Genomic DNA, 12,351 nt, shown 5'->3' with positions numbered 1-12,351 from the left:
GGCTAGCGGAAACCCCGCGCGTGCAGTCAGTTGCCGGCTGCAGCCAGCGGGGCAACGACGGCGGTGGCCACCGCGGCGATTCCCTCGCCCCGGCCGGTGAAGCCCAATCCGTCGGTGGTGGTGGCGGATACGCTGACCGGTGCGCCGGCTGCCTCGCTGAGGACTGCTTCGGCCTGGGCCCTGCGGGGACTGAACTTCGGCCGGTTGCCGATCAGCTGGACTGCGATGTTGCCGATCTCAAACCCGGCGTCGCGGACAATCCGCGCCGCTTCAGCCAGCAGGACCGTCCCCGGGGCGCCGGCATATTCCGGCCGGTCCGTGCCGAAGTGCGTGCCAAGATCGCCCAGCCCTGCGGCGGAGAACAGGGCATCGGCTGCCGCATGGGCCACCGGATCGCCGTCGGAGTGCCCCGCGAGTCCGCGTTCACCCTCCCAGAGCAGGCCGGCAACCCACAACGGTCGCGGGGCGTCCTCGGGGGCGAAGGCATGGACATCAACGCCGATACCGGTTCGGGGCAGAACCATGGTCATTCCTTTCCGCGGTGGCCGCCGGCAAGGATCGCTTCCGCGAGCACCAGGTCCAACGGTGTGGTGATTTTCAGGGACAGCTGCGAGCCGTCAACCACATAAACCCCGACGCCAAGGGACTCGGCCAGCATCGCGTCATCCGTGACGGCGGCGGCCTGCTCCTGCCCGAAGGACAGTGCGGCATCATGTGCGCGGCGCAGCAGGTCCGCGTCGAAGCCCTGCGGGGTCTGCACGGCGCGCAGCCGGGAACGGTCCGGTGTACCGGTGACCTGCCGGGCGGCAATCGCGTCCTGCGGTGCCGGAACGGGTGCGGTCTCCTTCACCGTGTCAACCACGGGCACTGCCGGAATCACTGCCCGGGCGCCGGCGGCCAGTGCTGCGGCCACCCGGTGGAAAACCTCGGGGGGCGTCAGGGCGCGGGCTGCGTCGTGGACGAGCACTGCATCCAGGTCCGTTGGCAGGACAGCCAGCGCGGCCCGCACGGATTCGGGCCGGGTGGCACCGCCGTCGACCGCCGTGACGGTGCCGGCAAACTCATCGGCGGCGCAGATGCTGCGCATCAGGGTGTCCCCGGCGGGTACGGCGACGGCGACGGCCGCTGCCAGCTCTGCGGCCTGCACCGCGCGCAGCGCGTGAACGAGCATTGGTTCGCCGGCCAGGGGGACCTGGGCTTTGGGCACGCCGTAGCCAAGGCGCTGGCCGGAGCCGCCGGCCACCACAATGACGCCGATGCGCGGCCGGGAATTGGTAGGTGAAGGCACGGTTCCAGCCTAATGCCCCGCTAACGGGGCTTAAAACAACAATTGCCGGCCCCTGGGGACCGGCAATCGCAGGAAAATGTTCAGCTGCCTAGCTTGCGAGAACCTCGTCAAGCACGGCTGCTGCCTGGTCTTCATCCGTTTTCTCAGCAAGCGCCAGCTCTGAAATCAGAATCTGGCGTGCCTTGGCGAGCATTCGCTTCTCGCCTGCGGACAGCCCGCGGTCATGGTCGCGGCGCCAGAGGTCGCGGACGACCTCAGCCACCTTGACGACATCACCTGATGCGAGCTTTTCCAGGTTTGCCTTGTATCGGCGCGACCAGTTAGTGGGCTCTTCAGTGAGCTCGGCGCGAAGCACATCAAAGACGTGCTCCAAACCTTCCTTGCCCACTACATCGCGCACCCCAACGAGGTCGACGTTTTCAGCCGGTACTTCAATGGTCAGATCACCCTGGGCCACCTTAAGCTTGAGATACATTTTCTCTTCGCCCTTGATGGTTCGCATCTTGATCTCTTCGATCTTCGCGGCACCGTGGTGAGGGTAAACAACTGTTTCGCCAACCTCAAAAACCATGTGGTCTTTCCCCTTTCCCGGCCCTCAGTTTAGCAGAGATGCGACACGCCGAGTAGAGTTTTCGCAGGTCAGGTATATCTTGGGCCTGCATGTGGGTACTATGCCGCCTCACGCGGGTACCCGGAGGCCGCCGGCCTTCACCGCTCCCGCACTGTCCCGGCTGCCCGTAAAATCCAGTTTTTTACCCTTTTGCCGATAGGCTAGGCAGCAAAGATAGCCTCAGGTCGGTAGACCGCAATACTTCAGGAGTTTGTGCTGTGAGATTCACACCCAAGAACCGGGTCCGGCGCACCGCTGCAGCCGGTGTCATCGCGCTGGCCATGCTGGGCTCGGCAGGCTGCAGCGCAGTGAACGATCAGGCAACGACTGCCCAGTATGCCCCCTCCGACGGCATTGTCGAGAACGTCGGCGACCTGCAGCTGCGCAACGTCCTGGTGGTCAGCGACGGCTTTGGCGAGCCGGGCCGGCTGATCGGCACCATCCTCAACGATTCCTCCGAGACGCAGTCCTTCACGCTGGCCGTGGGCGGCTCCACCCTCCCCTGGGACCTGCCAGCCGGCGAAAAGGTCGTGTTTGAAGATGAGCCCCAGGAAAAGGTCCTCGTCCAGACCGTTGAGGACGAGCCCGGCACCGGCATCGACGGCCAGCTGACCGTCAACGGTGAGAGCACCGGCCTGAACATTCCCGTGGTCAACGGTGACAACCAGGACTACGCGCCCTTCCTGCCCACCTCCGCGCCCACCGCACCGGCAACCGACGAGTCCACGGGCATGCCCACCGAGACCGCCACGGACATGGCAACGGAGCCGGCTGCTACGGAAACCAGCAACGGCTAACATCCCTGTTCCCCTAACCGGGGAAGAGTGGCCCGAAGGGGGCCTGCGCCGCGGCGCAGGCCCCCTTCGCTGTTTGGGGAAGCCCGGTCTCAGGACTCGAACTTGTACCCGAGGCCGCGGACCGTCACCAGGTGGCGCGGCGCGGAGGAATCGGGTTCAATCTTCGCTCGCAGCCGTTTGACGTGGACATCCAGGGTCTTGGTGTCCCCCACGTAGTCCGCGCCCCAGACACGTTCGATGAGCTGGCCGCGGGTCAGCACCCGCCCGGCGTTGCGCAGCAGCATCTCCAGCAGTTCAAACTCCTTCAGTGGGAACTGCACACCGGCGCCGTTGACCTGGACCACGTGGCGGTCCACGTCCATGCGCACCGGACCGGCCTCCAGGGCAGCATCGGCAAAGTCGCCCGTCTCACCCCGGCGGCGCAGGACGGCACGCACCCGGGCCAGCAGCTCCCGCGAGGAGTAGGGCTTGGTGACGTAGTCGTCGGCCCCGATTTCCAGGCCCACCACCTTGTCGATCTCCGCGTCGCGGGCCGTCAGCATAATCACCGGGACGTCGGAGCGCTGGCGGATACGGCGGCATACCTCGGTACCGGAAAGCCCGGGCAGCATCAGGTCCAGCAGGATCAGATCGGCGCCGTTCTGCTCGTAGGAGGTGACAGCCTCCAAGCCGTTATCCACCACCGCCACTTCGAAGCCTTCCCGGGCCAGCAGGTAGGAAAGGGGGTCGCTGAAGGACTCCTCGTCTTCAACAATCAGGATCCGGGTCAAGCGGTTACTCCCTGTTCGGACTCGCGGGTGTCCACCGGGTCCATTTCCGGCAGGCGGACGGTGAAAGTGGAACCCTGCCCGGGACGGGACCAAAGGTCCACTTCCCCGCCGTGGTTGGCGACAACGTGTTTGACGATGCTCAGGCCCAGGCCGGTGCCGCCGGTGTGGCGCGACCGTGCGGAATCGATCCGGTAGAAGCGCTCGAAGATGCGTTCCTGTTCCTCGGCCGCAATTCCGGGGCCCTGGTCCGTCACAGCCACCTGCGCCATGCCGTCCCGGGACTGCAGCCCGATCCCCACCCGGCTGCCCTCGGGCGAATAGCGGATGGCGTTATCGATCAGGTTGCGGAACGCAGTGGTGAGCATGGGCGCATCACCGTAGACGGCGGCGTCGGACGTCCCGCCGAGGAGCACCTCGATGTTCTTGTTCTCCGCGTTCAGCCGGTTGGCTTCAACCGCGTCTTCGAGCACGCGGGCAACGTTGACGGGCTTGGCCCGGTCCACGATGTCGGTGCTCTGCAGCCGGGAAAGCTCAATGATGTCCTGCACCAGCGCGGTCAGGCGGCTGGATTCCCGGCGCATGCGGCCGGCGAACCTGCGGACCGCGTCCTCGTCTCCGGCGGCGTCGTCCAGCGCTTCGGAGAGCAGCGAAATTGCACCGACCGGGGTTTTCAGTTCATGCGAAACGTTGGCGACAAAGTCGTTGCGGACTTCCTCGGTGCGCGTAATCTCCGTCCGGTCATCGGCCAGGATCAGCACATACTCCTCCCCCACCGTGGCCACCCGGACCTGCAGGATGAGCGCGCCGTCTCCGAGCGGACCGCGGGGCAGCTCCAGCCGCGCCTCTTCGATCACCCCGTCGCGGCGGACCCGGGCGCAGATACCCAGCAGCTGCTCATTCACAATGGTGTGGCCGCGCACCAGCCCGAAGGCGTACGCACCCGGGCTTGCCCGCACCACGCCGTCAATGGCGTCCGCAATGATGTAGGCACGCCCGATGACGCTGAGCACCTCGGCGGCGCCCTCGGGGATGGTGGGCTCGGAGATGGTAGCGAGGTCCCGGCGCTGGCGCTGGCTCGCGCCGTAGGCAAGGACACCGAAAGCCCCCGCGGCCAGGCCGAGCATGCCGGCCAGCAATGCCAGCAGTACAGGATTCACCCTCCTAGCTTAGGCATGTCTTCGCCGCGGGGCGGGATCGCCGGTGGCTTTGCTTCGTCCGTTAAACTAACGTTCATCTAACGGGTCCGTGCGGTTAACCCCCGGCTGACATCCTGCAGGAGCGGCGTGGCCGTACTGCCCCGCTGATGTTCAGGATCCGCCGTTTCGAGAGGACGCTTCAGTGCGCAAGGTTTTTCAGGCCGAACTTCACCAGATCGGTGAGGAGCTGACCCAGATTTCCCAGTTGGTCACGGAGGCGATGCGGAAGGCAACGCTTGCCTTCGAAGGTGCCGACATTGAACTGGCCCAGGACGTGATTGCCGCCGATGCGCGCATCGACTTCCTCCAGAATGACCTGGACGAGCGGGCCATCGATGTCCTGGCCCTCCAGGGACCCGTGGCCAGTGACCTGCGCATGATTGTCGGTTCCCTCCGGATGAGCGCCTCGCTGGAGCGCATGGGCGACCTTGCCCGGCACGTCGCCCAGCTCGCCCGCCTGCGGTACCCGGCGAACGTGGTCCCGGAGAACATGGTCGAGACCTTCCGCGAAATGGCCCGTCTGGACATCAGCATCTCGGAGAAGCTCACCGAGCTGCTGGAGACCCGGAACCTGGAACTGAGCAAGGACATCTACGCGTCCAACAGCCGCATCAACGAGCTGCACGCCGGGGTCTTTAAGTCCATTGCTTCCCCGGACTGGAATGTGCCGGCAGTGAGCACGGTGGACCTGACCCTCGCCAGCCGCTATTTCGAGCGGTTCGCAGACCACGGCGTCTCCGTGACCCGCAAGGTCAACTACCTGGTGACCGGGGAATGGCAGCCGCTCTCTGAGAGCGGCATGTAGCCAGGAGGCAGACAGCAAAAAGGGCGGTCCCGCGGGACCGCCCTTTTTGCTGTTCTTTTACCGGTAAACCGGAAACTACTTCTTTTTGCCCTGGTTCGCCACGGCCTTGATGGATGCCGCGGCGGCCTCGGGATCGAGGTAGGTGCCACCGGCCTTGATCGGCTTCAGGTCCTCATCCAGTTCGTAGACCAGCGGAATGCCGGTGGGGATGTTGACGGCGGCAATGTCGGCGTCGCTGATGCCGTCCAGGTGCTTGACCAGTGCACGCAGCGAGTTGCCGTGTGCCGCGATCATAACGGTCTTGCCGGTGCGGATGTCCTTGGAGATATCGGATTCCCAGTACGGCAGGAAACGCTCCAGGACGTCCTTGAGGCACTCGGTGCGTGGCAGCTCGTTCGGGTCCAGGTCCGCGTAGCGCGGATCGTGCGCCTGGGAGAAGTCGCTGTCATCCGGCAGGGGCGGCGGCGGGGTGTCATAGGAACGGCGCCAGAGCATAAACTGCTCCTCGCCGTATTCGGCCAGCGTCTGTGCCTTGTCCTTGCCCTGCAGCGCACCGTAGTGGCGCTCGTTCAGGCGCCAGCTGCGCTTGACGTCGATCCAGATGCGGTCAGCGGCACCAAGAGCCAGATTGGCCGTGTTGATGGCACGCTGGAGCCGGGAGGTGTAGAGGATGTCCGGGAGAACGTTGTTCTCCACCAGCAGCTCGCCGCCGCGGAGGGCTTCCTCGCGGCCGAGGTCCGTCAGATCCACATCCACCCAGCCCGTGAAGAGGTTCTTTTCATTCCATTCACTCTGCCCGTGGCGCAGAAGGATCAGTTTGTAGGTCATACCTGCATGGTATCGGAGAGCACACCCGGACGGGGAGGGCGGGGGTGCGTGCGGGCGCCGCGATGCCCGGGGTTCCCCAGCTCACCCCGGACCGGAGCATCCCCCGAGGGGCACTACCATTGTCTGGTGCAAAAACCGCAAAAACCCGTAGGAAATGTGACCCGGGGCACTACAAACCCGAACCGACTCCGACGGGTGGACCGCTGGTTGGCCGGCCCTGCGCGGTGGCGGCTGCGGCAGGCCGCGGATCCGCTGATCGTGGACCTGGGCTACGGCGCTGCGCCCACCACCGCCGTCGAGCTCCACGGCCGGCTGGGCCGGGTGCGTTCGGACGTGGAGGTGGTGGGCATTGAAATTGATCCGGCCCGCGTGCGCGCCGCAAAACCGTTGGAACGCAGCGGGCTCAGCTTCCGCCAGGGCGGTTTTGAATTGCCGGTGGACGGGCGCAGGCCGGTTATGGTCCGGGCCTTTAACGTGCTGCGCCAGTATGCGGAGGAGGATTACGCCCAGCATTGGGAGATGGTCTGCTCCCGGCTGGCACCGGACGGTATTTTCATCGACGGGACCTGCGATGAAATCGGCCGGCGGGCCACCTGGGTGGAACTGGATGCAAGGGGTCCGGTGTCGCTGAGCATTTCGCTGCGGTTCGGAGATTTTGACCGGCCATCCGATGTGGCCGAGCGGCTGCCCAAGGCGCTGATCCACCGCAATGTGCCGGGCGAACGGGTCCACGCGTTTCTGCAGGCCATGGACCGCGCGTGGGAGGAAGCTGCCCCGATGGCTTCCTACGGCAACCGCCAGCGCTGGATCGCGATGTGCGCCGCACTGAAGGCCGGCGGCGCGCCGCTGCTGACCGGACCGGCACGGTGGCGGCTCGGCGAAATCACCGTGGCGTGGGACGCTGTCCGGCCGGGGTAGGCCCTGACCGGGCCCGGTTTACCAGGGGCCGTACGGTCCCTGGCTGCTGCCGCCGCGGCCGCGGGAGCTTCCCATGGCCGGCTTTACATCGGCCAGATACACGCACGCGGCAATCACAGCGGCCAGCTGGAACAGCAGCAGGCTCAGCGGCGAGGGCAGCAGTACGGCAATCACGCCCACGGCGCTGGCACCGCCGGTAAGGCCAAGCCAGAATCCCTTGGTCCGTTTGTAGGCGCGCTCAAACTCGGCGGGTTTGCGCCGCACGCAGTCGAAGAAGGCCCACAGCTCGATGACGAGCGCAATGATGCCGAGCGCCACGTAAAGGTAGTGCTGAATCTGGAACATTAGGAACACAGCGCTAGCCTACCGTGTAAGTGCCTGCTCGAGGTCTTTCCAGAGGTCTGCGAGGTTTTCTATTCCGGTGGACAGCCGCAGCAGCCCCTCCGGAACGGTATGCGGTTCACCGGGCTGCCGCCGACGCCGCTCAATCAGGGACTCCACGCCGCCCAGCGAGGTGGCGGGCAGCCACAGGTTCACGGCTTCGGTGACTTTCTCCGCGGCGGCCGCGCCGCCGGCAACTTCAATACACAAAATGGAGCCGAAGCCGTTCATCTGGGCGGCGGCGCGGGAATGCCCCGGGTCATCCGGCAGCCCCGGATAGCGCACCCGTTCCACCTGCGGCAGTGTCTGCAGCCGCCGTGCCAGTTCCATGGCTGTGGCCTGCGAGCGCTCAATCCGCAGGGCAAGGGTTCGCAGGCCGCGCAGTGCCAGCCACACCTCGAACGGTCCGGCGACGGCGCCGTGCAGCGAACGGTAGCGCAACAGGCGGGCCAGCAGGTCCGGGTCGGAGGTCACCGTGGCTCCGAGTACGACGTCGGAGTGCCCGGCCAGGTACTTGGTCACCGAATGCACCACGACGTCGGCGCCGAGGGCCAGGGGCTGGGTGACCAGCGGGGTAGCGAAGGTGTTGTCCACAACCACCAGCGCCCCGGCGGCATGGGCGGCATCAGCCAGCACCGCGATTTCCGCCACCTCCAGCATCGGGTTGGTGGGGCTCTCCAGCCAGAGCAGGGACGCGCCGTCGAGCTGTGCTATCACCCCACGGGTGTCCGCGATATCCACGGTGCGTACGCTGAAGCGGCCGTTCTCCGCCTCGCCCGCCGCGAGCAGCAGCGAACCCTGATAGCTGTGCCGCGGCATCACCACTACCCCGCCCGGGGGCACCAGGGACAGTGCGGCCATCACGGCGGCCAGGCCGGAGGAAAAGACCAGGGCCGGTTGGTCGGCGCCTTCCAGGCCGGCAAGCGCTTCCTCGAACGGATCCCACGTGGGGTTCGAGTACCGACCGTAGCCCCGCTCCCCCGGTACCGGCGCACCGGTGCCGAAGAAAGTGGAGGTCAGGACGATCGGCGGATTCACCGGGGCGTCATGTTCACGCGGGGGACGTCCGGCCGAGACAACCAGGGTCTCGGGAGAAAGCTCCGCTGCGGGCCCGTCGGCAAAAGTGTGGCTCATGGTTGCCAGCCTAAACCGCCCGCCGGCTCCGCCGGGACTGCGTGTTACGCGCCGGCTCAATGAAGCTGCCGCCGGGAGCCGTGCCGGGGAAACGCTATCCGGGTGTCGTGGCCCTTCACACGCACGGCTCCGCCTCGACGCTTTGCCGCACCCCGGGCCTCCTGCTGCCCGCGGCCGCCCCGGCTCAGCCTTCCCAGACTCACTAGGTAGGCTAGGCGGGTGAGCACTTCTATTCCCCCCGAACCCCGCGGCCTGTTTATTGCCATGGAGGGCGGAGACGGTGCCGGCAAGTCCACGCAGGCACAGCGCCTGGCTGTCGCCCTGCAGGATCGCGGGCATTCGGTCCTGCGCACCCGTGAGCCCGGCGGCACCCCCGTGGGTGAGTCGCTTCGCGCACTTGTGCTGGAACACGGCAACGGCGAAATTGATGCGCGCACCGAAGCCCTGATCTTCGCCGCATCCCGGGCCGCCCATGTCCGGCAGGTGATCCGGCCGGCGCTCACTGCCGGAACCGTAGTGGTCTGCGACCGCTACATAGACAGCTCCGTTGCCTATCAGGGAGCGGGCCGCGGCCTGGGTACCGATACAGTGCGCGGCCTGAACGAGTGGGCCACCGAAGGCCTGGAACCGGACCTGACGGTGCTGCTCGACGTCGACCCTGAACGCGGACGGGACCGCAGGACCGCAGGCCAGGCCGCTGAAGACCGGCTGGAATCGGAACCGGATACCTTCCATCTGCAGATCCGCCGCGCCTTCCTGGAAACCGCGCAGGCGGACCCCGGCCGGTACCTGGTCCTCGACGCCGGCCGTCCCGTGGAGGAACTGGCCCGGACCATCCTGCAGCGCGTGGAAACCCTGCTGCCGTGAATGTCTGGGAGGACCTGCAGGGACAGGATCCCGTGGTGGAGCAGCTGCGCCGCGGGGCCGCGGAAGCCCGCCCCAACCACGCCTGGCTGTTCACCGGCCCGCCCGGCTCCGGCCGCTCCAACGCCGCCCGCGCATTCGCTGCCGCCCTGGTCTGTGACCAGGAAGATCCCGCCCTGCGTGGCTGCGGGGAGTGCAAGGCCTGCCGGACCGTGCTGGCAGGCTCCCACGCAGACGTGACGTCCGTGACCACGGAAAAGGTCACCATCAGCATCGATGAGGCCCGCGAACTGGTTCGCAAGGCACAGGACAAGCCGTCCACCGGGCGCTGGCGGGTCATCATTGTCGAAGATGCGGACCGCATGCAGGAACGCAGCACCAACGTGCTGCTTAAAGCCATCGAAGAACCCCCGCCGCGGACCATCTGGCTGCTCTGCGCCCCCAGCCCCGGCGATGTCCTGGTGACCATCCGGTCCCGCTGCCGCCCGGTGGGCCTGCGTCTGCCGCCGGTAGAGGATGTGGCCGAGCTGCTGATCCGCCGTGACGGCATCGATCCGGACGTGGCGCTCAGTGCTGCCCGCGCTGCCCAGAGCCATATCGGTGTGGCCAAGCGGCTGGCTACCGACGAAGGGGCCCGCACCCGGCGGGACAGTATTGTCCGGCTGCCGTTGATGCTGCGGAATGTCTCCGGGGCCATGAAGGCTGCCGCTGATCTGGTGGCGCTGGCAGAAGCGGAGGCAACCAGCTCCTTTGAACAGCGGGACGCTGCCGAGAAGGAGGCGCTGCTGGCGTCCCTCGGGGCGCCTGCCGGGGGCACGCTGCCGCCGGCGCTGCGCAGCCAGCTCAAGCGGCTGGAGGAGGACCAGGTGCGCCGGGCCAAGCGGTCCAAGAACGACTATTTTGACCGCGCCCTGACGGATCTGCTGTCCTTCTACCGCGATGTGCTGATGATCCAGCTCGGCAGCGGCGGACCGCTGGTTAACGAATCCCTGCGCCGCGAACTGGACGAGTTCGCCGCCTATGGTTCACCGGAACAAACGCTGATGCGCATGGAAGAGATCAACACGGTGCGCCGCCGGCTGGTGACCACCAACGTGGCCCCGCTGCTCGCCATCGAAGCCATGACGCTGAGCCTGCTGTAATGACCAACCCCGCCATGAGCGCTGACCTACCCCGCCAGGAGCATGACATGACCACCGCCACCGCACGCCGCCGTTTCCCGCGGCTGGCTGCCGCCGCCGCCTCGGTGGTACTTCTGGCCGCAGCCACTGCCTGCACCGCCGACACCGAGCCCAATGGGGAGGAAACCGGCAGCAGCGACACGGCCACCACCGCGGCTGCGGATGTCATCGGCACCGTGCCCGAGGACCTGATGGAGTTCTACAGCCAGGAGGTCACCTGGACGGACTGCGAGGGAAGCCTCCGCTGCGCCACCGTGGATGCGCCCCTGGATTATGCCGACCCCGGCGCCGGAACCGTGGAACTTGCCGTGGTAATGGCGGAAGCGGACAAAGCAGCCCAGGGCACCGTACTGCTCAATCCCGGCGGCCCCGGCGGCTCCGGGTACTCCGTGGTCAGCGAGTACGTGGAGAACGTCACCAGCGACCGGCTGCGCGAAAACTTCAACATCCTGGGCTTCGACCCCCGCGGAGTCGGCCGATCCACCCCCGTGGAGTGCCTCAGCGATGAAGAACTGGATGAAGCCCGCGCCGAATACGTGGACCCAAGTACCCCTGAAGGGCTGGCCGAGGCGCGGCTCAGCGCCAAGGAGTTCGCCGACGCCTGCGCCGCAGAGTCCGGCGAACTGCTCGGCTTTGTGGATACCACCAGCGCCGCACGCGACATGGACATCCTCCGCGCCGTCGTCGGGGACCGGAAGCTGAACTACCTCGGTTTCTCCTATGGCACCTTCCTGGGCGCCACCTACGCAGAACTGTTCCCGAACAACGTGGGCCGCCTGGTGCTCGACGGCGCACTGGACCCCGCGGCCAGCAACGAGGACGTCACGCTCGGCCAGGCCGCTGCCTTTGAAAAGGCCATCCGCGCCTACGTTGAGGACTGCCTCTCCGGCAGCAATTGCCCGCTTGAAGGCAGCGTCGACGAGGCCGTGGAAACCATCCAGGCCCTGTTCGCGTCAGTGGAGGAAAGCCCGCTGACTGCGGCGGACGGACGGACCGTGACCGTCTCCACCTTTGTCTCCGGCTTCATCACTCCCTTGTACGACGACGCGAACTGGCCCGCGCTGTCGCAGGCGCTTGAGCAGGTCCTGACCGAGGGCGATCCGACCTATATGCTCCGGCTCGCTGATATCAGCGCCGACCGCACCGATGACGGCACGTACGCGTCCAACAGCTTTGTGGTTTTCAACGCCATTAACTGCCTGGACTATCCGATGGTCTCCGACGACGCGCAGATGGCCGCGGACGCGAAGGAACTGGAAGCCGCTTCCCCCACCCTGGGCAAATACCTGGCCTACGGCGGCATCACCTGCGAGGCCTGGCCCTACGCACCCGTGAATGAGCCGCATCCCATCAAGGCATCCGGGGCGGATGAGGTGCTTGTCATCGGCACCACCGGAGATCCCGCCACCCCTTACGAGTGGGCCGAGGCCCTTGCCGCGCAGATGGAGTCCGCCGTGCTGGTGACCCTTGAAGGCGAGGGCCACACCGCCTACGGCCGCGGCAGCGACTGCATTGACAACATAGTGGACGACTACTTTGTGGACGGGACCCTGCCGGCGGAGAACACCGTCTGCTGAGC

General features: G+C 66.6%; 14 protein-coding genes. 6 read left to right on the top strand and 8 right to left on the bottom strand.

The window, feature by feature from the left end; genetic code table 11:
- Positions 1-26: 26 nt before the first annotated feature.
- From ispF to QWJ37_RS16105, 3 genes are all read right to left on the bottom strand, one after another.
- Positions 27-524 carry a 2-C-methyl-D-erythritol 2,4-cyclodiphosphate synthase gene (gene ispF, locus QWJ37_RS16115; RefSeq protein ID WP_227905198.1) on the bottom strand — a complete coding sequence of 166 codons (498 nt, stop codon included), beginning with the start codon at positions 522-524 and terminating at the stop codon, positions 27-29.
- Between the two features lie 2 nt (positions 525-526).
- A complete protein-coding gene (ispD, locus tag QWJ37_RS16110) occupies positions 527-1,288 on the bottom strand; it encodes a 2-C-methyl-D-erythritol 4-phosphate cytidylyltransferase (RefSeq protein ID WP_290245934.1) in 762 nt (253 codons plus the stop codon).
- A gap of 88 nt (positions 1,289-1,376) precedes the next feature.
- Positions 1,377-1,859, bottom strand: coding sequence for a CarD family transcriptional regulator (locus tag QWJ37_RS16105; RefSeq protein WP_066300159.1), 483 nt, complete (start codon positions 1,857-1,859; stop codon positions 1,377-1,379).
- A gap of 257 nt (positions 1,860-2,116) precedes the next feature.
- On the opposite strand from QWJ37_RS16105, the gene QWJ37_RS16100 reads away from it, so the two are divergent.
- The gene (locus QWJ37_RS16100; protein WP_290245932.1) at positions 2,117-2,695 is read left to right on the top strand and encodes a hypothetical protein; all 579 of its coding nucleotides are present in this window, start codon (positions 2,117-2,119) and stop codon (positions 2,693-2,695) included.
- Between the two features lie 89 nt (positions 2,696-2,784).
- Here the strand turns inward: QWJ37_RS16100 and QWJ37_RS16095 are convergent, their stop codons facing one another.
- Positions 2,785-3,465 carry a response regulator transcription factor gene (locus QWJ37_RS16095; RefSeq protein ID WP_290245931.1) on the bottom strand — a complete coding sequence of 227 codons (681 nt, stop codon included), beginning with the start codon at positions 3,463-3,465 and terminating at the stop codon, positions 2,785-2,787.
- On the bottom strand, positions 3,462-4,622 hold the full coding sequence (locus QWJ37_RS16090; RefSeq protein ID WP_290245930.1) for an ATP-binding protein: 1,161 nt from the start codon (positions 4,620-4,622) through the stop codon (positions 3,462-3,464). Before QWJ37_RS16090 ends, QWJ37_RS16095 begins: the two co-directional genes overlap by 4 nt.
- A gap of 181 nt (positions 4,623-4,803) precedes the next feature.
- Between QWJ37_RS16090 and phoU the strand changes: the two genes are divergently transcribed.
- Positions 4,804-5,466 carry a phosphate signaling complex protein PhoU gene (gene phoU / locus QWJ37_RS16085; RefSeq protein ID WP_227905192.1) on the top strand — a complete coding sequence of 221 codons (663 nt, stop codon included), beginning with the start codon at positions 4,804-4,806 and terminating at the stop codon, positions 5,464-5,466.
- Between the two features lie 75 nt (positions 5,467-5,541).
- On the opposite strand, the gene QWJ37_RS16080 is transcribed toward phoU, so the two are convergent.
- Positions 5,542-6,294, bottom strand: coding sequence for a phosphoglyceromutase (locus tag QWJ37_RS16080; RefSeq protein WP_227905191.1), 753 nt, complete (start codon positions 6,292-6,294; stop codon positions 5,542-5,544).
- Between the two features lie 156 nt (positions 6,295-6,450).
- Between QWJ37_RS16080 and QWJ37_RS16075 the strand changes: the two genes are divergently transcribed.
- The gene (locus QWJ37_RS16075) at positions 6,451-7,212 is read left to right on the top strand and encodes a class I SAM-dependent methyltransferase (protein WP_290245929.1); all 762 of its coding nucleotides are present in this window, start codon (positions 6,451-6,453) and stop codon (positions 7,210-7,212) included.
- 18 nt (positions 7,213-7,230) lie between these two features.
- On the opposite strand, the gene QWJ37_RS16070 is transcribed toward QWJ37_RS16075, so the two are convergent.
- The gene (locus tag QWJ37_RS16070; protein ID WP_227905246.1) at positions 7,231-7,557 is read right to left on the bottom strand and encodes a DUF2516 family protein; all 327 of its coding nucleotides are present in this window, start codon (positions 7,555-7,557) and stop codon (positions 7,231-7,233) included.
- Between the two features lie 18 nt (positions 7,558-7,575).
- The gene (locus QWJ37_RS16065) at positions 7,576-8,727 is read right to left on the bottom strand and encodes a PLP-dependent transferase (RefSeq protein WP_290245928.1); all 1,152 of its coding nucleotides are present in this window, start codon (positions 8,725-8,727) and stop codon (positions 7,576-7,578) included.
- 264 nt (positions 8,728-8,991) lie between these two features.
- On the opposite strand from QWJ37_RS16065, the gene tmk reads away from it, so the two are divergent.
- From tmk to QWJ37_RS16050, 3 genes are read left to right on the top strand one after another with little or no spacing between them, the layout of a single operon-like run.
- Positions 8,992-9,594: a dTMP kinase gene (gene tmk / locus QWJ37_RS16060; protein ID WP_231710133.1), complete on the top strand. Its 603-nt coding sequence runs from the start codon at positions 8,992-8,994 to the stop codon at positions 9,592-9,594.
- Positions 9,591-10,733 carry a DNA polymerase III subunit delta' gene (locus QWJ37_RS16055; protein WP_227905183.1) on the top strand — a complete coding sequence of 381 codons (1,143 nt, stop codon included), beginning with the start codon at positions 9,591-9,593 and terminating at the stop codon, positions 10,731-10,733. Before tmk ends, QWJ37_RS16055 begins: the two co-directional genes overlap by 4 nt.
- Positions 10,733-12,349 carry an alpha/beta hydrolase gene (locus QWJ37_RS16050; protein ID WP_290245927.1) on the top strand — a complete coding sequence of 539 codons (1,617 nt, stop codon included), beginning with the start codon at positions 10,733-10,735 and terminating at the stop codon, positions 12,347-12,349. The genes QWJ37_RS16055 and QWJ37_RS16050 overlap by 1 nt, the downstream gene beginning before the upstream one ends.
- The last annotated feature ends 2 nt before the right edge of the window (positions 12,350-12,351 follow it).

The sequence above is a fragment of the Arthrobacter sp. YD2 genome (genome assembly GCF_030410475.1).
GTDB classification, from domain to species: Bacteria; Actinomycetota; Actinomycetes; order Actinomycetales; family Micrococcaceae; genus Arthrobacter_B; species Arthrobacter_B zhangbolii.
The sequence above is the reverse complement of the archived record's forward strand: the minus strand, read 5'-3'. Positions and strand labels throughout refer to the sequence as shown.

Bases quoted from the DNA above. Each gene is read 5' to 3' on its own strand.
- ispF (WP_227905198.1), bottom strand. From the start codon at position 524: ATGGTTCTGCCCCGAACCGGTATCGGCGTTGATGTCCATGCCTTCGCC.
- QWJ37_RS16070 (WP_227905246.1), bottom strand. From the start codon at position 7,557: ATGTTCCAGATTCAGCACTACCTTTACGTGGCGCTCGGCATCATTGCG.
- QWJ37_RS16065 (WP_290245928.1), bottom strand. From the start codon at position 8,727: ATGAGCCACACTTTTGCCGACGGGCCCGCAGCGGAGCTTTCTCCCGAG.
- QWJ37_RS16080 (WP_227905191.1), bottom strand. From the start codon at position 6,294: ATGACCTACAAACTGATCCTTCTGCGCCACGGGCAGAGTGAATGGAAT.
- QWJ37_RS16105 (WP_066300159.1), bottom strand. From the start codon at position 1,859: ATGGTTTTTGAGGTTGGCGAAACAGTTGTTTACCCTCACCACGGTGCC.
- tmk (WP_231710133.1), top strand. From the start codon at position 8,992: ATGGAGGGCGGAGACGGTGCCGGCAAGTCCACGCAGGCACAGCGCCTG.
- QWJ37_RS16050 (WP_290245927.1), top strand. From the start codon at position 10,733: ATGACCAACCCCGCCATGAGCGCTGACCTACCCCGCCAGGAGCATGAC.